Origin of the sequence: Streptomyces sp. PsTaAH-124 (assembly GCF_000373685.1) — a bacterium.
In the GTDB taxonomy this organism is placed as follows: Bacteria; Actinomycetota; Actinomycetes; order Streptomycetales; family Streptomycetaceae; genus Streptomyces; species Streptomyces andamanensis.
In genome coordinates this window covers 375,349-400,244 of the sequence record NZ_KB892157.1, presented here as the reverse complement: position 1 = coordinate 400,244, position 24,896 = coordinate 375,349, and the positions used below count along the sequence as shown (strand labels likewise).

The following is a 24,896-nucleotide window of genomic DNA, read 5'->3' as shown; positions in this document are numbered from 1 at the left end:
CGCGTGATCACCTCGGAGTGCGGCGTGGTCCGGGCCGCGACGACTGGTGGAGGTTTCGATGCAGTTCCGGGTACTGGGACCCCCAGGGATCTACGACGACGTCAGGCGTGCCAGCGTGCAGCTGACCAGTCCCAAGCAGCGGGCGCTGCTCGGGGCTCTGCTGGTGCGCCTGGGGACCCCGGTGCCCACCGAGGAGCTGATCCGTGAACTGTGGGGGAACAACGCACCGGACAAGGCCGGCAACGCCCTCCAGGCGCATGTCTCGCGGCTGCGCCAGCAGCTGATCGAGGCGGAGCCGTCCCGGGCGAACACCCCCCGCCTGGTGGTGCGCGGGCCCGGCTATGTGCTCCAGGCGCGCCCCGAGGAGCTGGACAGCGTGCAGTTCCGGCTCCAGGTGACCCGGGCCAAGCGCCTGCTGGCCGCCGACCCGCGGGCCGCCGCGCTGCTGCTGCGCAAGGCGCTCGGGCTGTGGCGCGGACCGGCCCTGGACGGCGGCTCCCACGGGCCGCTGTGCGCGGCGGCCGCCGCCCGCCTGGAGGAGGAGCGGCTGACCGCCCTGGAGGACCTGTGCGACGCCTCGCTGCGCATCGGCAGGCACGAGGAGGTCGTCCGCCGGCTGGAGGAACTGGTCGTCGCCCATCCGGCCCGCGCGCGCTTCCGCGACCAGCTGGCGCTCGCGCTCCAGCGCTGCGGACGGCAGGGCGAGGCGCGCGCGGTGCGCCGGGGCGCCGCTCACCAGGCGGAGGACCGGACTCCGGTGCGTACCGGCAACGTCCGGGTGCTGCGCGAACCGGGCAGCCTGCGCGCCACGGAGCCGGTCCCGGCGGAGCCGGGCGCGGCCGGGAGCGGCACGGCCGTCGCGACGATGGAGCCCGCGCCCGGGTGGCCCGCCGAGGGGGACCTCGTCGACGGCCCCGGCACCCAGGGACACGAACTGCACCGGCTGCGCGTACGGGTGGAGGAGCTGACCTCCCAGCAGCTCGCGCTCCGCTCGGAGCTGCAACGCCTGACGGCGCTGCTGGAGGAGCGGGTCCCGGCGCGCCGGCGGGACTCCGCGTGAGAGCCCGCTCCCGGCGGGCCCCGGCCCGCCGGGAGCCGCGGGCCACGAGACGTACGTGATGCGAGATGCGCAAACGGCGCAAGGAATCACGGGATTCAGGGATCGAGTGAGGATGAGTTCATGCATGTAGTGCACAGCACATGCCCCGGCGCCGGTACCGCGGACGCCGTGTGGAAGGTGCTCACGGACTGTGAGGCGTTCCCCGACTTCATGGAGGGCGTCAACGAGGTCACCGTCAAGGACGAGGACGGCGACCGCCGCACCAGCAGCTGGCTCGTCGAGCTGAAGGGCTCGGAGATGGAGTGGGACCAGGAGGACGTCCTGGACCCGGAGCGGCGCCGCTGGGAGTTCCGCCAGAGCGACGGCGACCTCGCCCACTACGAGGGCTACTGGCAGGTTGTGGAGGACGGCGGCACGGTCGCCCTCGAACTCAAGGTGGAGTTCGACGTCGGCCTGCCCATGGTGGCCGAGATGATCCACCCGGCGGTGGCCAAGGCGCTGGAGCGCTACCAGCGGGACATCGTCGAGCAGAGCGCGTAGGGGCGGGGACAGACCATGACTGAGACGCACCCCGTCGACGCCAAGGAGACCTTCCGGCGGGTCAGACGCCACTTCTCGCCCGCGCTCGCGGTGGCCGGGAAGTTCACCGGGCAGGGCGCCGTCGAGGCGTCGGCCGAGGGCTCCCGGGTGACCCTCTCGGACGGCCGGAGCATGCTGGACTTCGGCTCCTACGCGGTCGCCCTGCTCGGCCACCGCAACCCCGAGGTCGCGGACGCCGTCCGCGCGCAGCTCGACCTGATGCCCGCCTCCACCCGCTCGGTGCAGACGCCCGTCGCCCCGCTGGCCGCCGAGCGCCTGGCCGCGTACGTGGGCGGCGGCCTCGGCCGGGTCTACTTCGGCTGCGGCGGCGCCGACGCCGTCGAGGTGTCCGTCAAGCTCGCCCGGATGGCGACCGGCCGCACCACCGTCGTCGCGGTCGACGGCGCCTTCCACGGCAAGACCCTCGGCGCCCTCGCGCTGACCGACAACTCCCGCTTCCGGGCCGGTCTCGAACCGCTGCTCCAGGGCGTGGTCCGGGTCAGCGGCGACGACCCGCAGGCCGTCGCGGACGCGCTGCGCGAGCACGACGTCGCCGCCGTGGTCTTCGAACCGGTCCAGGCCGAGAACGGTGTGCGGATCCTCGACACCGAGGTGCTGCGCACCTGGTGCCGGGACGCCCACGAGCACGGCGCGTTCGTCATCGCCGACGAGATCCAGGTCGGTCTGCGCCGGTGCGGCGAACGGTCGGTGGCGCTGGCCGACGGCCTCGACGTGGACGCGGTGCTGCTCGGCAAGCCGCTGGGCGGCGGCGTCCTGCCGGTCTCGGCCGCGGTGAGCAACGACCGCCTGTTCGCCCCGCTGCTGGCCGACCCGATGGTGCACACCGCGACCTTCAGCGGCCACCCGCTGTCCACGGCGGTCGTCCCGGTCGCCCTCGACCTGATCGAACGGCACGCGGCGGACGGCGAGCGGATCGCCCAGGCCATGGAGGACGGTCTGGCCGAGCTGCGCGCCGAACAGCCGGACAAGGTGGTCGGGACGCGCGGCCGGGGTCTGCTGTGGGGCGTCGACTTCCGCTCGCCCGAAGTGGCCGGCGACGTCCTGACCGGTCTCGCCCAGCGGGGCCTGGTCGTCTCGCCCTGCCTGAGCCGTCCCACCACCATCCGCCTGCTGCCCCCGATCGTCGCCACCGACGCCGACGTCAAGGAGGCGATGAGCCTGCTCTTCGACGCCACGGCCGCCGCCGGCGACGCCTAGCCCGGACACGGATTCCGGAAGGACCACAGATAACTGATGAGTTCGACGATACCCATGGAGATCTCCGAGGAGTTCGCCGCCGATGTCGTGCTGGCCGACGACATCACGGGCTACCGGGCACCGGAGCCGGGCGCGGTGTCCGAGGTGTTCCTCACCGGCGCGACCGGGTTCCTCGGCGCGTTCCTGCTGAGGGACCTGCTGCGGCAGGGACTGGTCGTGCACTGCCTGGTGCGGGGTGCCGACACCTTGGCCGCCCGTGCCCGGCTGGAGGAGAACCTGCGCACCTACGAACTGCTCGACGACATCGACCCGGACCGCGTCCAGGTGCACACCGGGGACATCACCCGGCCGCTGCTCGGCATGGAGCGCGACGAGTACGACGCGGTCGCCGGGCGGGTCGGCGCCGTCTACCACTCCGCCGCCAAGGTCAACTTCCTGACCATCTACAAGTGGCTGCGCAAGTCCACGGTGGAGGCGACCCACGGCGTGCTGCGGTTCGCCCAGGCGGCCGGCGCCACCCTGCACCACGTCTCGACCACCGGCGTGTTCGAGCCCGGCGCCGACCGGGAGCCGCGCGGCGAGCTCGACCCGACCGGACCGCCGGAGAACCTGTCGCTGGGCTACACCAAGAGCAAGTGGGTGGCCGAGCAGCTCGTGCGCGAGGCGGCCCGCCGGGGCGTGCCGGTGACCATCCACCGGCCCGGCCAGGTCTGGGGCGACTCGGTCACCGGCGCCTGCCAGCCCAACGACTTCGTGTGGCGCTTCATCAAGGGCTCGCTCCAGGTGGGCCTGTACCCGCGCAAGTTCCGGCTGGCGATGAACATGGTCCCGGTCGACTACGTGTCCGCCGTGATCGTCGCCGCCTCCCGGCACCCGGAGGGCACCGGTGGCACCTACCACCAGGTCAGCCCGGACACGCTGGACTCCGAGCGGATCCTGCGGCTGCTGCGCGGCGCCGGGTACGACCTCAAGGAGGTCAGCATCCTGAAGTGGATGAAGGCCGTCGCCGCCGACCTCACCAACTCCATGGCGCCGCTGCTGAGCATCCTCGTGGAGTCGGAGAAGGTCGAGGTCGCCGAGTTCGCCGACGAGCTGACCCGCGACCTGCTCAAGGACACCGGGATCGTCTGCCCCGACATCGACGAGAAGGTGTTCGGCGGCTACATCGCCTACTTCGTGCGGGCCGGTGTGCTGCCGGCTCCGCAGGAGTGACGGACCGCCCCCCGAGCACGCCCCGTGACACGGCGGTGCCCCGCGAGAGCCGACCTCGCGGGGCACCGCCGTGTGCGCCTGCCGTACGTGTTGCCGTACGCGTCGTACGCGCTGCCGTACGCGCCTACGCCACGTGCTCGGAGCCGCCCTCGTACAGCCGCAGCGGTGCCATGCGGTTGGTCTCCCGCGGGCGGCCGATCAGCTTGTCCAGGCCGCGCTGGAGGTCGTTGCGGGCGGTGATGCCGAGCTTGTGGTAGATGCGGTGCAGATGGTTCTCCACGGTGCGCACCGACACCACCAGCCGGTCCGCGATGTCGCGGTTGGACATCCCGGTCGCCGCCAGTACGGCGACCTCCCGCTCCCGGGGCGTGAGCGAGGCCGAGTCCCGCTCGGGGCGGGTGTCCGCCTCCACCCACGGCGGCAGCGCCACACCGGAGCCGGGCAGCAGCTCCCGGCAGGCGGCCTGGGCCTCACGGCCCTTGCGGTGCTGCCCGGAGGCGCGGAACGCCCGCGCGGCCTGGGCGGCGGCCTCCCCGGCCAGCGGCAGCGCCCCCATCTCCACCAGGCGGTCGCAGACGTCGGTGAGCGCGGCGCCGTCGCCGTCGGCCAGCGCCTCGGCGTAGTCGGCCAGCACCCGGGTCAGCCCGCCCGCGGTCCGGGCCGCCCGCAGCAGCGCCCGGTGCGGGAAGCGGACCGCGGCGCCCTCGGTGACCCGGGCGGCCAGCAGCAGCGCGTTGGTGGCGCGGACCGTGCGTCCGGCCGCGCCCGCCCGCTCGGCCAGGGCCACGGCCTGGGCGGCGGCGCTGGAGTGGTCCCCGGTGTAGGCGAGCACGAGGGCGCTCTCGTAGGCGATCTCGTCCTCGCTGATGGGGAAGCCCAGCACCTCGCCGCGCAGCGCGCGGACCTCGACCAGGGTGCGCAGCGCCTCCGAGTGGTTGCCCGACTCGGCCAGCGCTCCCGCGAGCTGGGCCAGCGGCCAGGCGCTGGTCACCGGGTACTCGTGGGCGGCCTCGGAGGCGATCGCCCCGCGCAGCAGCGCGACGGCCTGCTCGGACTGCCCCAGCATGCGCAGCAGCCGGCAGCGGTCGAGCAGCGCCTGGAGCAGGACGGGGCGGCCGTGCCCCGGGTCGTAGCGGTGCACCGCGTCGAGTGCCTCGGCGGCGCTCCTGAGGTGGCCCAGCAGGGAGGAGCAGCGCGCCGAGACGGAGTTGGCGAGGAGCTGGGCGTCGGTGTCCCACTCGTCGCACACGTCGCGGTAGCGGTTCAGCAGGTTCAGCGCGCCCGCCGGGTCGCCCAGTTCACTGCGGGCGAAGGCCACGGTCGGCACCACCGACTGGGCCAGGGGCAGTTCGGGTGCCGTCGCGTCGAGCGCGGTGTCGCCGAGGGCGACCGCCTCCTGGAGCCGGTCCGACATCACCGCGATCAGCACCCGGGTGCCGTGCAGCAGCCCGGCCCGGTCCGCGCCGACCTCGGCGACCGTGTGGTCCAGCAGCTCCCCGGCCTCCTGGACCCGCCGCAGGCTCCAGGCCAGGTTGGTCACGCGGGTGTGCACGGCGCCGACGTACTCGTCGAGCGGGACCGCCACGCCGGACTCCAGCGCCGCCTTCAGCACCGTCTCCGCCTCGGCGGGCCGGTCCCTGCCGACGAGCACCTGGCCGAGCAGCAGGGCCGCGCGGACCCGGGGCACGGCCTGCTCCGGGTCCCGCACTACGCGCGTAACCAGACGGCGCAGATCGGCGCCGAAGAGCGCGGAGTCCGGGACCGGGCCGTGCAGCGCGGGCGTGTCCAGGTCGCTCGGCTCCTCCTGGAGGGCGAGCAGGCACAGGCGCTCCGCGAGCGGGAACTCCCGCCGCCTGAGGGCGATCCGGGCCGCGCCGAGCAACTGCTCGCGCTCGGGGACGAGCCCGGCCTCGGTGCGCAGGGTGACGATGCGCAGGATGTCGTCCTCCCGGCGCGCGCCGGTGCGCTCCAGGGAGTCGGCGACCTCGCGGCGCAGCCGGGCGGCGGTCAGGTCGGACATCCGGGAGGCGATGACCACCCGGCTGAGCGGGACGGCCAGCCGCAGCCGGACCCGGGAGCGGCTGCGCTCGACGGTGACGATGCGGCGCAGGTCGAGCGCCTCGGCCGCGCGGGAGAGGCCGGCCGCGGCGACGATCTCCGCCTCCAGCGGTTCGGCGACGGCGAGCATCTGGACCAGTTCGTGCTCCTCGTGGCTGAGGTCGCGCAGGCCGACGCGGATGACGTCCGAGAGCCGTTTGCCGGGCCGGCGGGTCAGGCCGGGCCAGCGCCAGGTGCCGTCCGCACACGTCAGGGAGCCGTCCTCCAGCGCGTGTTCGACGAGTTCGCGGAGCATCAGCGCGTTGCCGTGCGTGGCCGCCCACAGCCGTTCCAGTGTGGCGGTGTCGGTGTGGCCGCCGAGCCGGGCCCGCAGCACGGTGTCCATCGCGGTGCGGTCGAAGGGTGCCACCTCGACGTGCTCGACGAGCCGCTCCACCCAGAGCTTGTCGATGCCGGTCGGGGTGGGCGCGTCCTGGCGGGCCGCGGCCAGGACGCTGAGGCGTCCCGCGGCGACCAGGCGGTGCAGCCGGACGCTGACGGCGGTGTCGAGCAGGTGCACGTCGTCGACGGCGACGAGGGGCCGGTCGGCGGCCGTGCCGTCCGCCGCGGCGGGCCGTACGGCCTCCAGGCACTCGGTCAGCGTGCCGAAGCCCCGGATCCGGGTGCCACTGCTCCAGCCCGCGCCGCCGACGCTCAGGACCGTGCGGCCCTCGTCGGCCGCCCGGCGCAGCGCGGTGGCCAGCAGAACGCTCTTGCCGACGCCCAGCGGACCGACGAGCAGCGCGCCGCCACGGCGCTGCACGGCGTTCCGGAGGGTGCGCAGTTCGGTGTCTCGCGCAGTTATCGGCCAGTCGAAGGAATCACTCGTTGACATCTTTTTACGCCCCCGCGGTCGAATGATTTCGGCCATGTTGCCATGCGTGTCCTGAACGTGCCGCCTTGGTTCTTCCCTGAATATTTGAACGCTTGATCAATTCGAGGTGAAGGCGGTCCTCCGGAGAGGTTTCCGGGGGTGCCCATGAACCGGTCGCATCCCGTCAGGCCGAGATGTTCCAAGCGGGCTGTTCGCTGGACTTTGGCCAGTATAGACCGGCAGCTCGTAGGTCAATCTGTATTCCCGGAACATTGAGTAAAAAAGTTAAATGCCCAGGTCGGGGCCTGGGCAGTTCGGTGAACTCGCGAGTAAGCGGCAGCTCTCACCGGCAATTCTGACATCGGGTCGGCGCTGCTATGAATAAAGCGGACCGGCTGGTTTTATTCCATGCTCCAGGATCGCCGAAGGGCCTCCCCGGGATTACCCCGTGGAGGCCCTCACCGGCCTTGCGTCAAGAATTCTGTCCGGCCAGACTCCAGTCGCGTGCCCGGCTGCGCCGGGCCCAGAACGACGCGTACCGGCCGTCCGCCGTGACGAGTTCGTCGTGCGTGCCGCGTTCCACGATCCGGCCCTCGTCGAGGAACAGGATCTGGTCGGCGGCGGCGACCGTCCGCAGCCGGTGGGCGATCACCAGCAGGGTGCGGCCGGCGGTCAGCGCGCTCAGCGCGTCCTGCACCGCCTGCTCGTTCTCCGGGTCGAGCGAGGCGGTCGCCTCGTCGAGCAGCACGATCGGCGCGTTCTTCAGGATGGCGCGGGCGATCGACACCCGCTGCCGCTCCCCGCCGGACAGCAGCGCGCCGCCCTCACCGACCCGGGCGTCCCAGCCGTCCGGCAGCCGGTGCACGATCTCCTCCACCCGGGCGAGCCGGGCCGCCTCGCGGACCTCCGCGTCCGTCGCCGTGGGACGCCCGACCCGGATGTTGTCCGCGATGGTGCCCTCGAAGAGGTACACGTCCTGGAAGACCGCCGAGACGCGCGACATCAGCACCTCCGGGTCGATCTCCCGGACGTCCACGCCGCCCACCCGGACCGCGCCGCCGTCCACGTCCCAGAACCGGGGGACGAGCTTGCTCACCGTGGTCTTGCCGGAGCCGGACGGGCCGACGAGCGCGGTCATCGTGCCCTCGGCCAGCGTCAGCGACACCCCGGAGAGCACCGGCCTGCCGTCGTCGTAGCCGAAGGTGACGTCCTCGAACTCGACCCGGTTGCCCTCGGGCACGCGCGGCGAGACCGGCGCGGGCAGCGTGGGCTGCGCCAGCAGGTCGGCGACCTGGGCCAGCGCGGAGCGCGCCGTGCCGAGCGTCGAACCGAGGATCGCGGTCTCGGCGATCGGCTCGGTGAACCGCACCGCCAGGACCAGCAGCGCCAGCAGCTTCGCCGCGTCCAGACCGCCGTGCAGCGCCAGATAGGTGCCGGTCAGCAGGACCGCGGTGAACGCGGCCTGGATCACCAGGCTGAAGCCGATCAGTCCGGGCACCCCGGTGACCAGCACCCGGCGCGACGCCTCGCGCTGGGTGCGCAGCGCCTCGCCGAGCCGGGCCCCCGAACGGGCCTCGCCCCGGCCGAACACCCGCAGCACCGGCTGGAGCTGCGCGAACTCCACCACCCGGCCGCCGGTCACGGCCCGCGCCGCCGTACGCTCCCGGTCGGCCTGCCGGCTCAGCGCGGTGCTCCACCGGTACACCAGGACGATGACCGGCACGGTGAGCGTGGCCGCCAGCGCGAGCCGCCAGTCGAACAGGTACATCAGCACGGTCACGGTCGCGGGCGTCACGAAGCTGGTCACCAGGGGCCGCAGCAGATGCGCCGGTACGCCCATGATGTCCATCACGCTCTTCGTGGTGAGCTGGCCGAGCTGGCCCACCCGCTCCGGCGCGAACCAGCCGAGCGGCAGTTCGGCCACCCGGTCGCCGATCCGCTGGCGCAGGCTCCTGGCCAGGCCGGCACCGGCCTCGAAGCCCGCCAGCAGGCTCCAGTAGTAGACCGCGCAGTACAGCACGGCCACCGCGACCAGCGTCCACAGCCACGGCCAGACCTCGTCCGGGTCGGAGTCGAACAGCGCCTCCAGCACGGGCACCAGCAGGGCGAAGGCGATGCCCTGGAGCACCGCGCCCGTCACCAGCGCGACCAGCATCCGGCGCACCGGGCGCGCGTGCTCGGGCCCCAGCACCTCCAGGAGTCGACGGATCATCAGCTCACTCCTCCGGTCGCGGCGACGTCCGCCGTGACATCCGCCGCCGACTCCGCGGCCGGGTCCCGGGGCACCGGTCCCGGTCCGTGCGGGCGCCAGCGGGCCGTACGTTCATGGGCCTGCCACATCCGGGCGTAGCGGCCGCCGGCCGCGACCAGTTCCGCGTGCCGGCCGCGCTCGACGATCCGGCCCTCGTCCAGCACCACGATCTGGTCGGCGTCGACGACGCTGGACAGCCGGTGCGCGATCATCAGCACGATCCGGCCCCGGGTCAGCTCCGACAGCGCGTCCTGCACGGCCGCCTCGGAGTGCGGGTCGGCGTGCGCGGCGGCCTCGTCCAGCACGATCACCGGGGCGTCGGCGAGCAGCGCCCGCGCCACGGACACCCGCTGCGCCTGGCCGCCGGAGAGCCGCGCGTCCTCGCCGATCACCGAGTCGTAGCCGCGCGGCAACGCCTCGATGACGTCGTCCACGCAGGCCGCGCGGGCGGCGGCGCGGACCTCGTCCGCTCCGGCGTCCGGGCGGCCCATGCGGATGTTGGCCGCAATGGTGTCCTGGCTCAGGCGCACATCCTGGAAGACGAACGCGACCCGGCCGTACAGGTCGTCGAGGGCCATGTCCCGGATGTCGGTGCCGCCGACGCTGACCGAGCCGCCGGTGACGTCCCAGAACCGGGGCAGCAGGGCCGCCAGGGTGCTCTTGCCGGAACCGGAGGGCCCGACCAGCGCGGTGACGGTGCCCGGCGCCAGCTCCAGATCGATCCCGGACAGCGCGTCCTGCTCGCCGTCGTAGGAGAAGCGCACGTCCCGGTAGACGACCCGGTCGCCCTCGGGGCTCCCGGGCGCCTCGGGCACCGGGAGTTCGGGGGTGTCCAGGATGCCCGCGACCCGGTCGGCCGCGCCGCGGGCCACGCGCAGTTCGTACCCGGCGTAGAACAGGGACAGCACCGGCGCGGTCAGGCCGATGCCGAGCAGGGCGAACGGCAGCAGGTCCACGGCGTCGAGCCAGCCCCGCGTCACGAAGAGGGCACCGCCCGCCAGGGTGGCCACCAGCACCGCGATCGGGGACAGCACGATCTCGGCCGCCGCCTTGGAGTACTGGGTGGAGCGCACCCACTTCAGGAAGAACTCCGAGAAGTCGTCGGCCGCCTCGCTGAACTCGCGGTGCGCGCGGCGGGCCTGGCCGAAGGTCTTCACCACGGCGATGCCCTGCACGAACTCCACCGCGCTGCCGTTGATGCGGCCCATCGCCCGGTCGTACTCGGGCAGGTTCTTCGCCAGGCCCGCCATGGTGGCGCTGTACAGCGTCAGACCGATGAGCAGCGGCGCGATCACCACCAGGGTCATCCGCCAGTCCACCCAGAACAGATACGCCAGGGAGGCGGCCGGGACGACCGTGGCCGTGGTGATGTCCAGCAGCGAGTGGGCGATCAGATGGTGCATCGCGTCGACGTCGTCCTGCACGGCCTGTTTGACCTGGCCGGAGTTGCGGGACGAGAACCAGCCGAGCGGCACCCGGCCGAGCCGGTCGACGAGCCTGCGCCGGATGTGGATCTGAAGGTCGTTGTCGGCGAGATGGGAGATCCCGCCGGCCACGAGCGCGACGATCAGCCGGACCAGCAGCGCTCCCGCGCCGATCGCGGTGACCGTCCAGGCGCGGTCGGTGCGGTCCTCCCCGTCGCCGAGCAGCACCCGGCCCAGTTCGGCGACGGCGATGAACGGCACCACGCCGGCGGCGGCCGAGACGGCCTGGGCGGCGATCGCCCAGCGCAGCTTTCCCCTGACCGGGCCGAGAATCGCGCCGAGTGCGGTCTTTCCCGCGGGCATGCGGGCCTCCAAGCGCTTCGATTGGACGGCTGTTAGACGCTGTCTAACGCCGGGACGACTGTACCCGCCCACCGGCGTTTCATGTCAAGCGCGCAAGGGTGCCCGAAGGTGAGCGGGAGATGAACAGTGGCGCCGAAGTGCCTTGCGAGCCAAGGCACTTCGGCGCCGAGAGGGGGCGTCAGCCCGCGACCGGCACCGGCCGCTTGACCTCCGGAGCCTCGTCGGACTCCTTGATGCCGTACTTGCTGTAGAACCTGGCCAGCGGCCCGGGGGCCCACCAGGCGGCCCGGCCCATCAGCTTCATCGCCGCGGGCACGAGCAGGATGCGCACGATCGCCACGTCGGCGAGGATCGCGAACACCATGCCGACGCCGAACAGCTTCATGGTGAGCACCCCGCTGGTCGCGATCGCCGCGAGCGGCACGCACATCAGCAGCGCCGCGTTCGCGATCAGCCGGCCGATCTTCTGGAGCCCGGACGCCACGGCGGCGGTGCTGTCGCCCAGCAGGTCGTACTGCTCGCGGATGCGGGAGACCAGGAAGACCTCGTAGTCCATGGAGAGGCCGAAGATCAGCGCGAACAGCATGATCGGCATGTTCGGCTCGATGTTGCCGGTCGAGTCGAAGCGGATCAGGCCCTCCAGATGGCCGTCCTGGAAGACCCACACCAGCACACCGAAGGTGGCCGACAGCGACAGCAGGTTCATGACGATGGCCTTGAGCGGCAGCAGCAGCGAGCCGAACGCCAGGAACAGCAGCAGATAGGTCGCCACCGCGATGTACAGCAGCATCCACGGCAGCGTCTCGCCGAGCGCGTCCAGCGTGTCGTCGAAGACCGCCGTCTCACCGCCGAAGTACGCCTGGGCGCCGGGCGGCGGCGGCACCGCCTTGAGCCGGTTCACCAGGTCGCGCGCCGGGGTGGAGACCGCGGGCCCGTCGAAGGTGACCGAGATGCGCGCGTTCGTGCCGGTGGCGCCGCTGATCTGCGCGCCGGTCGCGCCCTTGGTGGCGGCCAGCCGGTCGGTGTAGGACTTGAGCGCGGCACCCTGCTGGGGGGAGGTGGCGTCCCCCTTCAGCACCAGCAGCGAGTCGATGGACTTGGTGGCGTCGCTGTCGAAGTCGCGGTCCAGGGCGTTGCCGACCTGCCGTCCCTCGGCGCTGTTGGGCAGCTGGCGGGCGTCGTTGGCGCCGAACTCGATCCGGGTGAAGGGCACCGCGAGCGCCAGCAGCACGGCCAGCGTGCCCACCGCCACGATCGCCGGACGCCGCATCAGGCCCTGCGCCAGGCGGTACCAGCCGCCCTGGCCGTCCTGGCGCGGCGCCTTGTTCCGGCGCAGCGACAGGGCGTTGACCCGGGTGCCCAGCACGCCCAGCACCGCGGGCAGGGCGATCAGCGAGAAGAAGACGGACAGCACGACCGCGGCCACACCGCCGTAGGCCATGGACTTCAGGAAGCCGAACGGGAAGAACGTCATGCCGGCCAGCGCCACCGCGACCGTGGTGCCGGAGACCACCACCGTGCGCCCGGCCGTGGCGACCGTGCGGGACAGTGCCTGCTCGCCGGTGTGGCCGCGCTCCAGCTCCTCGCGGTAGCGGCTCACGATCAGCAGCCCGTAGTCGATGGCGACCGCGAGACCGAGGATCGTCACCAGGCTCATCGCGAACACCGACACGTCGGTGAGCTGCGCGATGACCCGCAGCACCGCCATCGAGCCCAGGATGGACAGACCGCCGACGAACAGCGGGAGGCTGGCCGCGGCCAGACCGCCGAAGACGATCACCAGCAGGATGAAGAGGATGGGGAAGGACAGGCCCTCCGCCAGGCCGAGGTCCTTGCCGATCTCGTCACTGGCCTGGTGCCCCGTGGGGACCGGACCGCCGCGCAGGGTCTCCAGGCCCGGCGCCGCGAGCTTGTCCTTGATCGCCTTGTACGAGACCTCCTTGGCGTTGTCGTCGGCGCCCTGGAGGTTGATCGCCACATAGGTGGCGTGCCGGTCGTGGCTGACCTGCGCCGGCATCTTGGTCATCCAGAAGGTGGAGAAGCCGCTGACCGAGGACTTCGGCAGGGCCTGCACCGTCTCGGTGACCGACTTCCGGAAGGCGGGGTCGTCGACCGTGCGGGTCTTGTCGCGGTAGACCACCAGGGCGTCCGGCGCCCGCTGCGGGAACGCCCGCTCGGCGATCTGGGCCGCCTTGCGGCTGTCGGATCCGGGGTCCTCGAACCCGCCGGGTTTCATGTCGCCGAAGACGCCGACGCCGTAGGCACCGGACAGGACGGCGAACAGCAACGTCAGGACAAGGAGCGGTTTGCGCCTGCGGAAGAGGAATCGCCCCAGCGCCTCGAACATGGTTCTCCCTAGGGGTAGTAGGCGGGCGCCGCAGGCCTGCCAGGGTCCGGCGCCGCGCCAACCGTAACAGCGTTTTGAATGCCCCTTCCAGGGCTCTTGCACACTGTCTAACCGGAAGGACTCCGGGTTACCCCTTGTGACCTGCGGGTTCACTGGAAAAAACTTCTTCACAGGGGCTTGCGCCTGAGGGCGTGGTCGGTTCTGACATGAGACTGACGTGATGTCAGGGGCCATTCATAACGCTGTTGCAATACGGTGGGACAATGGCCAGGCTCAAGACACATGACGAAGCGCTCCGGCAGCGGCTCATCAACCGCGCGGCCGCCACGGTGTTCGACCGGGGCACCGCGGCGCTGAGCCTTCGACAGCTCGCGGCGGACGTGAAGACCTCGACCACGGCGGTCTACTCGCTGTTCGGCAACAAGGCCGGGCTGCTGGCCAGCCTCTACGAGGAGGCCGCCCGCCTCTTCGTGGTGCGGCTGGCCGGTGTGCCCTCGACCGACGACCCGGCGCGCGACGTGATCCGGCTCGGCATCGCCTACCGCGCGTACGCGCTCGCGAACCCGCACCTGTACGCGATCCTCTTCCTGGAGAGCCTCGCCCAGTTCGAGCCCGCCCCCGAGGGGCAGCGCGAGATGCTGGAGATGTACCAGCCGCTGGTCGACGCGGTGCGCCGCGGACAGCGGGCGGGGCAGTTCACCGAAGCGCTGGAACCCGAGGTCGTGGCCCTGGCGTGCTGGGCCACCGCCCACGGCCTGGTCTCCCTGGAGCTGTCCGGCAACGAGCCGCCGGGCCTGCCCATCGCCGACTCCTACGAGCGGATGCTGGACGCCGTGGTGACCGGCTGGCGGGCCGTCTGAGGGGGCGCGCGGGCGCCGCGCGGGTGGCGTTCGGGTGTGTGCGGGCGGGAAGCGCGCGGCTCCGGCCGCGCCCCCCGCCCGCACCTCTGCGGGCATGACAGCGGCCCCCCGGATCCGTGGGGCACACGGAACCGAGGGGCCGGTGAGCGGCTCAGGCGGCGGGCCCGGTCACGGCCGCCGCGCCCGGCAGCCGCAGCCGGGCCGGCTCGGGTCCCGGCGTCTCCACGGCGAGGGCCACGGTGTGCTCCGCGGTGGGCCGGAACAGGCTGAAGTGCCAGGAGAAGGTGGTGTCGTGCAGGGGGTCGCGCACGCGCGGGGGAGCCGTGCCGCGCGGGGTGAAGGTGAAGGTGTCGAGGTCGCGGCGGACGCCGGTGCCCAGGCCCTTGAGGTACGCCTCCTTGAGCACCCAGAGCTCCCGGGTGCGCTCGGGCCGCTCCGCCGCGGGCAGGGCGGCCAGCTCCGCCTGTTCGGAGGGGGCGAGGAAGCGGGCGACGCGGGCCGCCGACTCCGCGGAGAGCGGGCCCTCCACGTCCACCCCGCACGCCGGTCCGTCCGTCACGGCGCAGACCACGAGCCCGTCGGTGTGCGAGATGCTGAACCGCACCCCGTACCGCTCGGGCCACGGTTCGGGCCGCCCGTACGCGTTCACCGGGAACCGCCAGCCGTCGACCGGATGCCCGGTGCGTTCGCTGAGCGCGTGCCGGCACAGCAGCCGCCCGGCCAGGAAGTGGCCCCGCTGGCGCGGGGTCAGCATCCGGGCCAGGCGCCGCTGTTCCGTCCCGTCGAGCAGCCGCTCGCCGCCGAGCCCGCTGACGAAGGACGCCGCGGCGGGCTCGGGCAGCAGCCACAGCTCCGTCGTCACCGGCTCTCCCGGACCGCCCCGGAGGACGGGCGGGCGGTGTCGAGGAGTTCGGCGAGCCGGTAGGCCAGGTCCAGTGCCTGGCCGCGGTTGAGCCGCGGGTCGCACACCGACCGGTAGCGCGCGGGCAGATCACCGAAGCCGATCCCGTCGCCGCCGCCGACGCACTCCGTCACGTCGTCGCCGGTCAGCTCCAGATGGACACCGCCGGGATGGGCGCCGAGACCGGTCAGCACCTCGAAGAATCCGGCCAGTTCGTCGAGCACGTCGTCGAACCGGCGGGTCTTGTGCCCGCTGGGCGCGCTGATCGTGTTGCCGTGCATCGGGTCCGACACCCAGGCCACCGGCAGCCCCTCGGCGGTGACCCGCTCGACCAGGCCCGGCAGCACGTCCCGGATCTTCCCGGCGCCCATCCGGACCACCAGCGTGAGCCGGCCCGGCTCGCCCTCGGGGGACAGCCGGGCGATGAGGCGCAGCAGGTCGTCCGTCTCGATGGACGGCCCGATCTTGACGGCGACCGGGTTGCTGATCCGGGAGAAGAACTCCACGTGCGCCCCGTCCAGGCGGCGCGTGCGCTCCCCGATCCACAGCAGGTGCCCCGAGGTGGCGTACGCCCCGCCGGTGGCCGGGTCCAGGCGGACCAGCGCCGACTCGTAGTCCAGCAGCAGCCCCTCGTGCGACATGAACAGCTCGCCGGGCGTGTGCCAGCCGTCGCCGGTGCCGGTGAAGCCGCCCGCCCGCTCGATCTCGGCGGTGAGCGCCGCGTAGCGGTCCCGCTCGGGCGAGGCGTCGGTGAACTCCCGCAGCGCCGCCAGCACCTGGCCGGGCCCGGCGTGCTCACCGGCGCCGTACGCCCGGACCAGGTTCAAGGTGGCGGCGGAGGTGTGGTGGACCCGCACCAGCCGGTGCGGGTCGGGGGTGCGGGCGGCGGCCGTGAAGGCGTGTCCGTTGACCGCGTCGCCCCGGTACACCGGCAGCTCCACGCCGCCCCGGATCTCGGTGGGCGAGGAACGCGGCTTGGCGTACTGCCCGGCCATCCGGGCCAGCGTCACCACGGGCAGCGAGCGCGCGTACCCGAGGACGGCGGCCAGTTGCTGGAGGGTCCCGGCGGTCCGGCCGATGGACGCCGCGTTCACCGCGTCCAGCTCCTCGGCGCAGTCGCCGCCCTGGACCAGGAACGCCTCCCCGCGCGCGACGGCGGCTAGCCGGGCCCGCAGCAGATCGCACTCGCGGGCCGTCACCAGCGGCAGGGCCGACGCGAGGGCGGTGACCGCCGCGTCCAGCGCGGCGGCGTCCGGCCAGGACGGCTGCTGCCCGGCGGGCAGCCGGCGCCAGCTGGTCTGCGCCGCGTGCGCGGCGGGCGGATCGAGCAGGGAAGTCACGCCGTCAGCTCCGCTCGGTGAGGTGCGAGGGCACCGGTGACCAGATCGTCCAGGATGGCCGCGCCGTGCAGGGTCATCACCGACTCGGGATGGAACTGCACCGAGGTGAACCCCGGCCCGCGCAGCGCGTGCACCTCGCCGCTCGCCGGGTCGCGGGCGACCTCGACCAGACCGGGCGCGTGCGGGCTGTCCAGCAGCGCGCTGTCGCTGTACGCGGCGAACGTGTTGTAGAAGTACACCGGCTGCTCGGCGCCGAACAGGTCGATGGTGCGCCGCACCCCCTGGTTCGGGCGGTGCAGCCTGCGCAGTTCCAGGCCGAGCAGCGAGGCGAGCACCTGGTGGCTCAGGCACACCGAGACGAACGGGATCCGCAGATTGAGGAGGCTGCCGGTGACCGCCCGCAGATGGGCGATCTTGGCGTGGTTCACCTCGCGCGGGTCGCCCGGACCGGGGCCCAGCAGGACCAGGTCGTGGCCGGTGAGCCGGTACGGCTCGTCGTAGCGGCGGATCGTCACGTCGTAGCCCAGGCTGCGCAGTTGCAGCGCGCCCATCGCGGTGAAGGTGTCCTCGGCGTCGATGACGAGGATCCTGCCGCGCGTGGCGGACCCGGCGGGCGGCGGCGCCAGCCAGAAGCGCGACAGCGGCGCGTTGCGCGCGGCCAGCGCCGCCCGCACCCGGGGGTCCGCGCCGAGCCCCGCGGGCGTGCGCCGGTCGGCGACCCGGTGCAGCGCGTCGAGCAGCCCCGCGGCCTTCGCCGAGGTCTCGGCGGCCTCCCGGGCGGGGTCGGAGTCGCGCACCAGCGTGGCGCCGACCCCGATCCGGACCCGGCCCGCCGCGTCGACGTCCGCCGTCCTGATCATGATGGCCGAGTCCATCCGCCGCCGGCCCGCCTCGTCGCGGCCGATCAGCGCCGCCACCCCGGCGTAGTAGCCCCGGGCGTCCGGCTCGAACTTGGCGATCACCTGGGAGGCGCTCTCCAGCGGGCTGCCGGTCACCGTCGGGGCCAGCAGCGTCTCGCGCAGGATCTCCCGCACGTCCCGGCCGCTGTGCCCGACGATGCGGTACTCGGTGTGGGCGAGGTGGGCCATCTCCTTCAGCAGCGGCCCGACCACGTGCGCGTCGTCGCACACGCGGCTCATCATCTTCAGTTCCTCGTCCAGCACCATGTACAGCTCGTTGGTCTCCTTGCCGTCGGCGAGGAAGTCCAGCACCGGGCCGACGTCCGGGCCGCCCGCCGGATAGCGGTGGGTGCCGCTGATCGGCGTCATCACGGCCACACCGTCGTCGAGGCTGACATGGCGCTCCGGGCTGGCCCCGATGAAGGTGCGCCTGCCGGTGTGGATGAGGAACGTCCAGTACGCGCCGGGCTCGCCGCGCAGCAGCCGCCCCCAGAACGCCAGGGCGGTCCGCGCCGACCAGTTCGGGACCTCGGTGACGAAGGTCCGCTTGAGCACGAAGTTGGCGCCGGAGCCGTGCCCGATCTCCTCGTCCAGGACCCGGCGCACCAGCTCGCCGTACTCCTCGTCGTCGAGGTCGAAACGGCCCTCGCCGGTGACGAACGGCCAGGCCAGGACGGTGTCCAGCACCTCGTCCACGGGCAGTTGAGACTGCGCGCGCACCGGCATCACCAGCAGCGGCTCGCCGTCGTTGTGGTGGTCGTAGCCGCGCTCGCCGATCACCCGGTAGGGCAGCACGGCCAGCACCTCGTGGCGGCCCGGCTCGCCGGACTCGGGAACCGGCAGGTCCGCCGTCCCCGCGACCACGCCGAAGTCGCCGACCAGCACGTCCACCTGGCCCGCTGTGCCGCTCTCCGGCCGGTGCAGCACCGCGAACGGCTGCCCGCCCGCGGCCAGTTCCGTCAGGGACGGCGGCTCGGGTACGGACCCGGGCCGGTACGGGGGTGTCATGAGGGGCCTCCCACGGGATCTCCCGCGAATTCGCCGGCGAAGGCGGCGGCCGGGGCCGCCAGCTCGCTCAGCACCGTCCCGGTCTGTGCCACCACGGCGCACCGGGAGGCGGCGTACTCCAGTGCCATCCGGTGGCGGTCCGGGGTGAAGTCGGCGACCGCGTCGGCGACCACGAACGGCTGGATGTCGTGCGCGAACGCGTCGCACGCGGTCAGCAGGATGCCCACCTGCGCGTAGACACCGCAGATGATCAGCTGGTCACGGCCCTGCTCGCGCAGGAGTTCGAGGAGCGGGGTGCGGTGGAAGGCGCTGGCCCGCCACTTCACCAGGACGGTGTCCCGCTCGCCGGGTGCCAGGACCTCGGGGATGCCCCGGTCCTCGGGGTCCGCGGACATGCCCGCGCCCCAGAAGTCCGCCAGCAGACCGCGCTGGGCGGGGGTCATGTCGCCGGGCTGCGCCGAGTAGACGACCGGGACGCCGGCGGCGGCGCACCGCTCGCGCAGCAGGGCCACGTTCGCGACCAGGTCGGTGTGCGGCTGCGCGCCGTGCCGGAACGGGGCGAGGAAGTAGTGCTGCATGTCGTGCACCAGCAGCACCGCCCGGTGCGGGTCGACGCGCCAGGAAACGGTGTTGGGCGGCAGCTCTGCGGTCCGTGGCATCGGATACGGGTCGATCGGTGCGATCGCCACGTCTGGTTCCTTTCCTGGTCGGAGAACGGCCGGCGTCCGGTGCCGGGTGCGCCCCGGTGACCGGGGGCCCGGCGGGGGTGAACCGGTGGTGCCGGTGGTGCCGGTGGAGCTTGGGAGTACCGGTGGGGCGGCGGATGCGCGTGGGGGAGCGCGTCGGGAGAAGCGAGGGAGTGCCGGGAGAAGCGAGGGGACGAGGTGTGCGCCCGGGACCGCGGGGGATTCGGCCCCGGGCGCATCCCGGCCCGGACCTCGGGGAAGTCGGTCCGGGCGCACGGCCCGTGGCGGGGCCGGTCCGGGAGGGCCGTACGGGACGGCGGGCGGTACGGTGCGGACGGGCGCGGCGGGCCTCAGACGCCCAGGGCCGCGCCGCCGTCCACGGTCAGGTCCTGGAGCGTGATGTGCGCGGACCGGTCGGACAGCAGGAACAGCACCGCGTCGGCGATGTGCGCGGGCTCGGCGATCCGGCCCAGCGGGATGCCGACCCGGTACGCGTCGGGCACCCCGTCCACCGAGGCGCGCACGGCCGCGTCGCCCTGGAGGGCGGTGAGCATCGACGTACGCGTCGAACCGGGCGCCACCACGTTGCAGCGGATGCCGTGCCGCCCCAGCTCCAGACCGAGGCACTTGGTGAACATCGCCGAGGCGGCCTTGGACGCCGCGTACGCCGCCATCGACGTGCGCGGGGTGAGCGCCGCGTTGGAGGCGATCGTCACGATCGAGCCGCGCCCGCGCGGGACCATCAGCCGGGCCACCGCACGGCTCACCCGGAACACCCCGCCCGCGTTGACCGCGAGCGTGTGGTCCCAGTCCTCGTCGGAGAACTCCCCGGCCGGGCCGCTGTGCAGCACCCCGGCGCCGTTCACCAGGTAGGCGACCGGCCCGAGTTCGGCCTCCGCCTTGGCGACGGCGGCGTCCACGTCCGCGCTGTCGGTGACATCGGCGGCCACCGCCAGCACCGTGCCGCCGGCCGCGCTCAGCTCCGACGCCAGCTCGCGCAGCGCCCCCGGCTCACGGTCCAGCAGCGCCACCGGGACACCGGCCGCCGCCAGCGCGCGGGCTATCTCGGCGCCGATGCCGCCGGCCGCGCCGGTGACCACCGCGCTGCCGGACCACTCGGCGCCCGCCGCGGCCGCCGTGCCGGTCGTGCCTGTTGTCGTGAGGGTGTCGCTCATCGGGCCACCTCCGCCAGTACCGGGTCGACCGCTTCCGCGGGAACGCGCAGGGCGCGGGTGGTGAAACCGCGCAGTGCCTGGAGGTAGCGGTCGCGCAGTGCCGCCTCGTCGACCTCCACGCCCCGGCCGCCCTCCACGAGGGTCCGGCCGCCGACGATCACCGTGTCCACGTCCGCCGAACCGGCGAGCCACAGGAAGCTTTCCAGCGGCCGCGGGTTGAGCAGATAGCGCCAGTCGTCCGTGCGCACCAGCAGCAGGTCGGCCTGCTTGCCGGGCTCCAGGCTGCCGACCGCGTCGTCCCAGCGCAGGCCCTTCGCCGCGATCCGGGTGGCCATCGCCAGCGCGTCGGTGGGCAGCACCTCGGTCTGGTCGGCGCTCATCTCGTTGTACATCTGCCAGGCCGCGCGCATCGTCTCGGCGATCCCCGCGCCCGGCAGCGCCGCCGCGTCGGTCGACAGCGACACGTCCAGCCCGGCCCGGCGCAGCGCCGGGACCACACCGGTCTCGGTGAGCGCGGACTCGCCCGACGGGCCGTACTTGCCGGGGGAGTGGGAGATGTGCGCCCGCCCGGCGAGCATCAGCTTCTGCTCCTGGTCGTCCAGGAAGGCGCTGTGCCCGGCCATCAGCCGCTCGTCGACCAGACCCGCCTCCGCCAGCCGGCGCACCCCGGTCTCCCCGTGGTAGGCGCGCATCGCGTCGGCCTCGTTGCGCAGCGCGCCCACATGCGTGGCGAACGGCAGATCGTGCCGCTCGACGAGTTCGGCCATGCCGCGCGCCAGCTCGTCCGTCATGTTGGTGACGTACGAGACGTTCGGGCGGCACCGGATGCGGCCCGTGGGGTCGGCGGCGACCGCACCGAGCAACGCCTCGAAGGAGGCGAGCACCGTGTCCGCGTCCCGGGTGCGCAGGAACCGCGACCGGTCCGGCGCCAGCACCGCGTCGCTCGCCCAGGTGGACGCCGAGAAGCGCATCCCGAGGCGGCGCGCCGCCTCCACCATGGCCAGCGGCCGGTTGAGCGAGCCCATGTCGCCGAGCGTCGTGACACCGCCGCGCAACTGGATCCACATCGAGTACTCGGCGATGGCCCGCGCCTCGTCCTCGGTCATCGCCTCGATGAGGCCGTCGAACCGGTCGAAGGTGGCGGAGATCTGGTGCATGTCACCGCCGCCGCCCATGAACGCGACCTGGTCGGCGCGGTCGGAGGGCGGGCGCAGCGCGCCGCGCATGGTGAAGCCCATCGCGAACATCTCGTGCCAGTGGGCGTTCACGAAGCCGGGCAGCACCATCATCCGGCTCGCGTCCAGGCGGCGCAGCTCCGCGCGCACGGCCGGGTCCAGCGCCTGGACGGCCTGCTCCACCTCGACGGCCGGGCCCACCGCGACGACCTTGTCGTCCACGGTCAGCACCGCGCCGCGGGCGTGCACGGACTCCTGGGCGTCGGCGGTGTAGACGGTGCCGCCGGTGATCAGCCGGGCCCCCATCACGCCGCTCCGGGCGCGGTCGGCGCGGAGGTGCGCAGCGAGTCGAAGTGGGCCAGCCAGCCGCTCAGGGTCGGCGCCGCGACCAGCGCCTCGAACTGCACCGGGACACCCGCCTTGCGCCAGCGGCTGACCAGCCGCATGATCTCCAGCGAGCTGAGCCCGAGCAGCACCAGACTGGCGTCCGGCTCGATCCGCTCCGGTGCGAGGCCCAGTACGGGCGCCACGGTGGCGCGCAGTTCGTCTTCGGTCGGGAATGCGGTGATGTCCACGTCAGCCTTCCTGCTCGGACGCGGCATGTCGGGCCAGCGCCTTCTTGTCGACCTTGCCGAGCGGGGTCAGGGGGAGTTCGGGCAGGTAGTGCACGAGATCGGGCAGCTTGTAGTCGGCCACGCCCCGTGCGTGCACGGCCTGCTTGAGGTCGGCGAGGGAGACCTCGGGGCCCGCGGCCACCAGGAACGCGCAGATCCGCTCGCCCAGGAACTCGTCCGGTACGCCGATGACGGCCGCCGCCGCGATGTCCGGGTGGGTGAGCAGCAGGTCCTCGACCTCACCGGCGGCGATCTTGTCACCGCCGCGGATGATGGTCTCCTTGATCCGGCCCTCGATGACCAGGTCGCCGTCCTCGGTGAGCCGGGCCAGGTCACCGGTGCGGAAGAAGCCGTCCGGAGTGAAGGCCCGCCGGTTGTACTCGGGCACCCGGTAGTAGCCGCGCAGCGTGTACGGGCCGCGGGTGACCAGCTCGCCGATGCCGCCGGGCGGCAGCGGGGTGCCGTCCTCGCCGAGGATGAGCACCTCGTCGGCGTCGGAGACCGGCCGGCCCTGCGTGGTGAGCACCGCGTCGGCCGGGTCGTCGGGGCGGCTGAAGGTGAGCAGGCCCTCGGCCATGCCGAACACCTGCTGGAGCCGGGCGCCCAGCACGGGCTGGATGCGCTCGGTGAACTCGCGGGTCATCCGGGCCCCGCCGACCTGCACCAGCCGCAGCGTCGACAGGTCCTCCCCGGACCACTCGGCCGCCTCCAGCCACAGCGTCATGATGGACGGCACCATCGCGGTGACGGTGACGCCGTGCTTCTCGATCAGCGGGAAGCAGTCCAGCGGGTTGGGCGTGTCGGCGAGGACGGCGGTGCCCCCGGTCAGGAACGTGCCGAGCAGACCGGGGCAGCCGAAGGCGAAGTTGAACTCGATGGGCAGCACGGCCAGATACACGTCGTCCTCGGCCAGCTCGCACACCGCCGCGGCCCGGCCCGACATGTACACATAGTCGTCGTGGGTGCGCGGGATCAGCTTCGGCAGGGCCGTGGTCCCGCCCGACAGCAGGAAGAACGCCACGTCCGACGCGTCGGGTTCGGGCAGCGGCCGCGGGTCGGGGACCGCCGTCTCCAGCTCGGCGACCGAGACGAACCCCTCGGTCTTGGCGCCCAGCACGAAGAGCGTCTCCAGGGTGCTGGTCTCCGCCTTCACCTGCCGGGCCAGCTCGCGGTGGTCGTGGCCGCGGTGCGACTCGGGCACCAGGAAGCCCACGGCGCCGCTCAGCTCGACCAGGTGGACCAGCTCGGTGGCCCGGTGCGCGGGCAGCGAGAAGACCAGCTTGGCGCCGAGCCGGGTCAGCCCGAAGGCGATCGCCACGAACTCGGGCACGTTCGGCAGCTGCACCACGATCCGGTCGCCGGCCCTCAGCCCGTGCGCGGCGAACCCGGCGGCCAGCCGGTCGGCCCAGCGGTCGAGTTCGGCGTAGCTGATCCGGCGTTCGCCGTGCACCAGCGCGGTCCGCTCGCCGTACCGGCGGGCGGCCTCGCGCAGCACCGTGCCGAGCGTGTCACCGCGCCAGATGCCCTGCTCGCGGTAGCGCGCCGCGATGTCCTCGGGCCAGGGGACGCAACCCTCAAGCATCGCCGCCCCCCTGGGAGCCGGGAGCGGCCTCGGCGATCCGTACGACGGCGGCGCCGGCCTCCATGCCGGTGCTCGCGCCGATCAGCAGGACATGGTCGCCGGGCCCGACCTGGCCGGTGCGCCACACGTGCTCAAGGCCCAGGAAGAGGTCGGCGGCGCCGGTGTGCCCGATCGTGTTGGCGTACTCCCAGACCGTCTTTTCCTCGGGGACGTCCAGCGGCAGCAGGAACATCGCCTCCAGCGCCGGCCGGCCGAAGCCGACGTGGCACACCTTGGCGATCTGGTCCCAGGACACGTCGGCCTGCTTCAGGACGCGCTCGGTGACCTCCGCGACCCGGTCGCCGAAGTTCTTGATCGGCGGGGCCTGGCCGGCCGCCCACTGCTCGCGGACCTTCTCGGCGCGCTCGGCGAAGTTCAGCCCGCGGCCCCGGGTGACGCCGGGCGGGAACAGCTCCTCGCCGGCCCGGTGCAGGATCTCCATGGACGAGTCCGACAGCGAGTCCAGGGCCAGCAGTTCGGCGAAGCCGCCGCGGCGTGAGAGCACCACGGCCGAGCCCGCGTCGGCGAGCACGAACAGGCCCGAGGCGCGCCAGCGCTCCACCCCGGGGGTGGAGTAGTTGTCGCCGGTGGTGATCAGCGCGGCGTCGTGCGTCGGGTTGGCGATCAGCCGGGCGGCGGCCACGTCCAGCGAGGCCAGCATGCCGAGGCAGCCCTGCTTGATCTCCACGGCGGGCACCGGGCGGTCCACGGTGTTGTTCAGGATGTAGTGCACCGCCGACCAGCCGTCGGGGCCCTGGTGGTGGGTGTAGCTGTGCAGCAGGATGCCGATGTCGTCCGCGTCGTGCCCGGAGGACTCCAGCGCGGCCCGCGCCGCGTCGATCGCCATCTGCGGGGCCGGGGTCGAGGCGCTGACGGCGGCCGAGCGCATCCCGGAGGACTGCCGCGCCTCCTCGTCGTACAGCCCCTCCGCGACCGCCCGCTCGGCCGGGAACAGGGGCGGCAGGTGGCTGCCGATCCCGGCGAGATACAGGTTCGCAGTCCTCATCGAGCCGACTCCTTCATGTCCTGTGCGTGTCCTGGCGAATGGGTGGGGGAAGAGGTGGGGGAGGGGGCGTACGGCGGTGCGGGTGGTGCGGCGCCGGTGGCGGCGGCGGTGCGGGCGGTGCCGGGCGATGGCCGGACGGGTGCCGGGCGTGCTCCGGTGGCCGCCGGGTGTCTCGGCCGCAAGCACAGCACCGGGGCCGCCGGACCCTCATGAGTAGGCGGTACTCAACCGGTCCCCGGCCGCTGC

18 protein-coding genes are annotated in these 24,896 nt (G+C 73.2%); 5 read left to right on the top strand and 13 right to left on the bottom strand.

Annotated features, from left to right (window positions below; translation table 11 throughout):
* Positions 1 to 58: 58 nt before the first annotated feature.
* The 4 genes from B086_RS0101520 (at position 59) to B086_RS0101505 (ending at position 4,069) form a co-directional block, all read left to right on the top strand.
* Positions 59 to 1,060 carry an AfsR/SARP family transcriptional regulator gene (locus tag B086_RS0101520; protein WP_018564656.1) on the top strand — a complete coding sequence of 334 codons (1,002 nt, stop codon included), beginning with the start codon at positions 59 to 61 and terminating at the stop codon, positions 1,058 to 1,060.
* Between the two features lie 120 nt (positions 1,061 to 1,180).
* Positions 1,181 to 1,600 (top strand): type II toxin-antitoxin system RatA family toxin, encoded by a 420-nt coding sequence (locus B086_RS0101515; RefSeq protein WP_063746739.1) that lies wholly within the window; start codon positions 1,181 to 1,183, stop codon positions 1,598 to 1,600.
* Positions 1,601 to 1,615: 15 nt separating this feature from the next.
* Positions 1,616 to 2,857, top strand: a complete 1,242-nt coding sequence (locus tag B086_RS0101510; RefSeq protein ID WP_018564654.1) for an aspartate aminotransferase family protein — start codon at positions 1,616 to 1,618, stop codon at positions 2,855 to 2,857.
* 36 nt (positions 2,858 to 2,893) lie between these two features.
* Positions 2,894 to 4,069 (top strand): thioester reductase domain-containing protein, encoded by a 1,176-nt coding sequence (locus B086_RS0101505; RefSeq protein ID WP_078530934.1) that lies wholly within the window; start codon positions 2,894 to 2,896, stop codon positions 4,067 to 4,069.
* Positions 4,070 to 4,193: 124 nt separating this feature from the next.
* Here B086_RS0101505 and B086_RS0101500 read toward each other — a convergent pair whose 3' ends face one another.
* The 4 genes from B086_RS0101500 to B086_RS0101485 all read right to left on the bottom strand — a co-directional run bounded on the left by B086_RS0101500 (position 4,194) and on the right by B086_RS0101485 (position 13,365).
* The gene (locus tag B086_RS0101500; protein ID WP_158690341.1) at positions 4,194 to 7,001 is read right to left on the bottom strand and encodes a helix-turn-helix transcriptional regulator; all 2,808 of its coding nucleotides are present in this window, start codon (positions 6,999 to 7,001) and stop codon (positions 4,194 to 4,196) included.
* Between the two features lie 451 nt (positions 7,002 to 7,452).
* Complete coding sequence (locus B086_RS0101495; protein WP_018564651.1) at positions 7,453 to 9,192, bottom strand: ABC transporter ATP-binding protein; 1,740 nt, start codon at positions 9,190 to 9,192, stop codon at positions 7,453 to 7,455.
* Positions 9,192 to 11,018 (bottom strand): ABC transporter ATP-binding protein, encoded by a 1,827-nt coding sequence (locus tag B086_RS38920; RefSeq protein WP_018564650.1) that lies wholly within the window; start codon positions 11,016 to 11,018, stop codon positions 9,192 to 9,194. The genes B086_RS0101495 and B086_RS38920 overlap by 1 nt, the downstream gene beginning before the upstream one ends.
* 178 nt (positions 11,019 to 11,196) lie before the next feature.
* Entirely contained in the window at positions 11,197 to 13,365 is a 2,169-nt protein-coding gene (locus B086_RS0101485; protein WP_018564649.1) for an MMPL family transporter, read from the bottom strand.
* Between the two features lie 263 nt (positions 13,366 to 13,628).
* On the opposite strand from B086_RS0101485, the gene B086_RS0101480 reads away from it, so the two are divergent.
* A complete protein-coding gene (locus B086_RS0101480; protein WP_018564648.1) occupies positions 13,629 to 14,225 on the top strand; it encodes a TetR/AcrR family transcriptional regulator in 597 nt (198 codons plus the stop codon).
* A 151-nt stretch (positions 14,226 to 14,376) separates the two neighbouring features.
* On the opposite strand, the gene B086_RS41790 is transcribed toward B086_RS0101480, so the two are convergent.
* The 9 genes from B086_RS41790 to B086_RS0101435 all read right to left on the bottom strand — a co-directional run bounded on the left by B086_RS41790 (position 14,377) and on the right by B086_RS0101435 (position 24,650).
* The gene (locus tag B086_RS41790) at positions 14,377 to 15,087 is read right to left on the bottom strand and encodes a 4'-phosphopantetheinyl transferase family protein (protein WP_018564647.1); all 711 of its coding nucleotides are present in this window, start codon (positions 15,085 to 15,087) and stop codon (positions 14,377 to 14,379) included.
* On the bottom strand, positions 15,084 to 16,466 hold the full coding sequence (locus tag B086_RS38910) for a 3-deoxy-7-phosphoheptulonate synthase class II (protein WP_018564646.1): 1,383 nt from the start codon (positions 16,464 to 16,466) through the stop codon (positions 15,084 to 15,086). The genes B086_RS41790 and B086_RS38910 overlap by 4 nt, the downstream gene beginning before the upstream one ends.
* Complete coding sequence (locus tag B086_RS0101465; protein ID WP_018564645.1) at positions 16,463 to 18,373, bottom strand: anthranilate synthase family protein; 1,911 nt, start codon at positions 18,371 to 18,373, stop codon at positions 16,463 to 16,465. Before B086_RS0101465 ends, B086_RS38910 begins: the two co-directional genes overlap by 4 nt.
* On the bottom strand, positions 18,370 to 19,062 hold the full coding sequence (locus B086_RS38905) for an isochorismatase family protein (protein ID WP_018564644.1): 693 nt from the start codon (positions 19,060 to 19,062) through the stop codon (positions 18,370 to 18,372). The genes B086_RS0101465 and B086_RS38905 overlap by 4 nt, the downstream gene beginning before the upstream one ends.
* 347 nt (positions 19,063 to 19,409) lie before the next feature.
* The gene (locus B086_RS0101455) at positions 19,410 to 20,234 is read right to left on the bottom strand and encodes a 2,3-dihydro-2,3-dihydroxybenzoate dehydrogenase (RefSeq protein ID WP_018564643.1); all 825 of its coding nucleotides are present in this window, start codon (positions 20,232 to 20,234) and stop codon (positions 19,410 to 19,412) included.
* Positions 20,231 to 21,715 carry an amidohydrolase family protein gene (locus tag B086_RS0101450; RefSeq protein ID WP_018564642.1) on the bottom strand — a complete coding sequence of 495 codons (1,485 nt, stop codon included), beginning with the start codon at positions 21,713 to 21,715 and terminating at the stop codon, positions 20,231 to 20,233. Before B086_RS0101450 ends, B086_RS0101455 begins: the two co-directional genes overlap by 4 nt.
* Positions 21,715 to 21,984 carry a phosphopantetheine-binding protein gene (locus B086_RS0101445; RefSeq protein WP_018564641.1) on the bottom strand — a complete coding sequence of 90 codons (270 nt, stop codon included), beginning with the start codon at positions 21,982 to 21,984 and terminating at the stop codon, positions 21,715 to 21,717. Before B086_RS0101445 ends, B086_RS0101450 begins: the two co-directional genes overlap by 1 nt.
* Position 21,985: 1 nt before the next feature.
* Positions 21,986 to 23,605 carry a (2,3-dihydroxybenzoyl)adenylate synthase gene (locus B086_RS0101440; RefSeq protein WP_018564640.1) on the bottom strand — a complete coding sequence of 540 codons (1,620 nt, stop codon included), beginning with the start codon at positions 23,603 to 23,605 and terminating at the stop codon, positions 21,986 to 21,988.
* On the bottom strand, positions 23,598 to 24,650 hold the full coding sequence (locus B086_RS0101435; RefSeq protein ID WP_018564639.1) for a ketoacyl-ACP synthase III family protein: 1,053 nt from the start codon (positions 24,648 to 24,650) through the stop codon (positions 23,598 to 23,600). Before B086_RS0101435 ends, B086_RS0101440 begins: the two co-directional genes overlap by 8 nt.
* Positions 24,651 to 24,896: the final 246 nt, after the last annotated feature.

Excerpts from the sequence above, each read along its gene's own strand:
- B086_RS0101510 (WP_018564654.1), top strand. The coding sequence starts at position 1,616 with ATGACTGAGACGCACCCCGTCGACGCCAAGGAGACCTTCCGGCGGGTC.
- B086_RS0101495 (WP_018564651.1), bottom strand. The coding sequence starts at position 9,192 with ATGATCCGTCGACTCCTGGAGGTGCTGGGGCCCGAGCACGCGCGCCCG.
- B086_RS0101465 (WP_018564645.1), bottom strand. The coding sequence starts at position 18,373 with ATGACACCCCCGTACCGGCCCGGGTCCGTACCCGAGCCGCCGTCCCTG.
- B086_RS0101505 (WP_078530934.1), top strand. The coding sequence starts at position 2,894 with ATGAGTTCGACGATACCCATGGAGATCTCCGAGGAGTTCGCCGCCGAT.
- B086_RS0101455 (WP_018564643.1), bottom strand. The coding sequence starts at position 20,234 with ATGAGCGACACCCTCACGACAACAGGCACGACCGGCACGGCGGCCGCG.
- B086_RS0101480 (WP_018564648.1), top strand. The coding sequence starts at position 13,629 with ATGGCCAGGCTCAAGACACATGACGAAGCGCTCCGGCAGCGGCTCATC.
- B086_RS0101500 (WP_158690341.1), bottom strand. The coding sequence starts at position 7,001 with ATGTCAACGAGTGATTCCTTCGACTGGCCGATAACTGCGCGAGACACC.
- B086_RS0101435 (WP_018564639.1), bottom strand. The coding sequence starts at position 24,650 with ATGAGGACTGCGAACCTGTATCTCGCCGGGATCGGCAGCCACCTGCCG.
- B086_RS0101450 (WP_018564642.1), bottom strand. The coding sequence starts at position 21,715 with ATGGGGGCCCGGCTGATCACCGGCGGCACCGTCTACACCGCCGACGCC.
- B086_RS0101520 (WP_018564656.1), top strand. The coding sequence starts at position 59 with ATGCAGTTCCGGGTACTGGGACCCCCAGGGATCTACGACGACGTCAGG.
- B086_RS0101440 (WP_018564640.1), bottom strand. The coding sequence starts at position 23,605 with ATGCTTGAGGGTTGCGTCCCCTGGCCCGAGGACATCGCGGCGCGCTAC.
- B086_RS0101485 (WP_018564649.1), bottom strand. The coding sequence starts at position 13,365 with ATGTTCGAGGCGCTGGGGCGATTCCTCTTCCGCAGGCGCAAACCGCTC.
- B086_RS38920 (WP_018564650.1), bottom strand. The coding sequence starts at position 11,018 with ATGCCCGCGGGAAAGACCGCACTCGGCGCGATTCTCGGCCCGGTCAGG.
- B086_RS0101515 (WP_063746739.1), top strand. The coding sequence starts at position 1,181 with ATGCATGTAGTGCACAGCACATGCCCCGGCGCCGGTACCGCGGACGCC.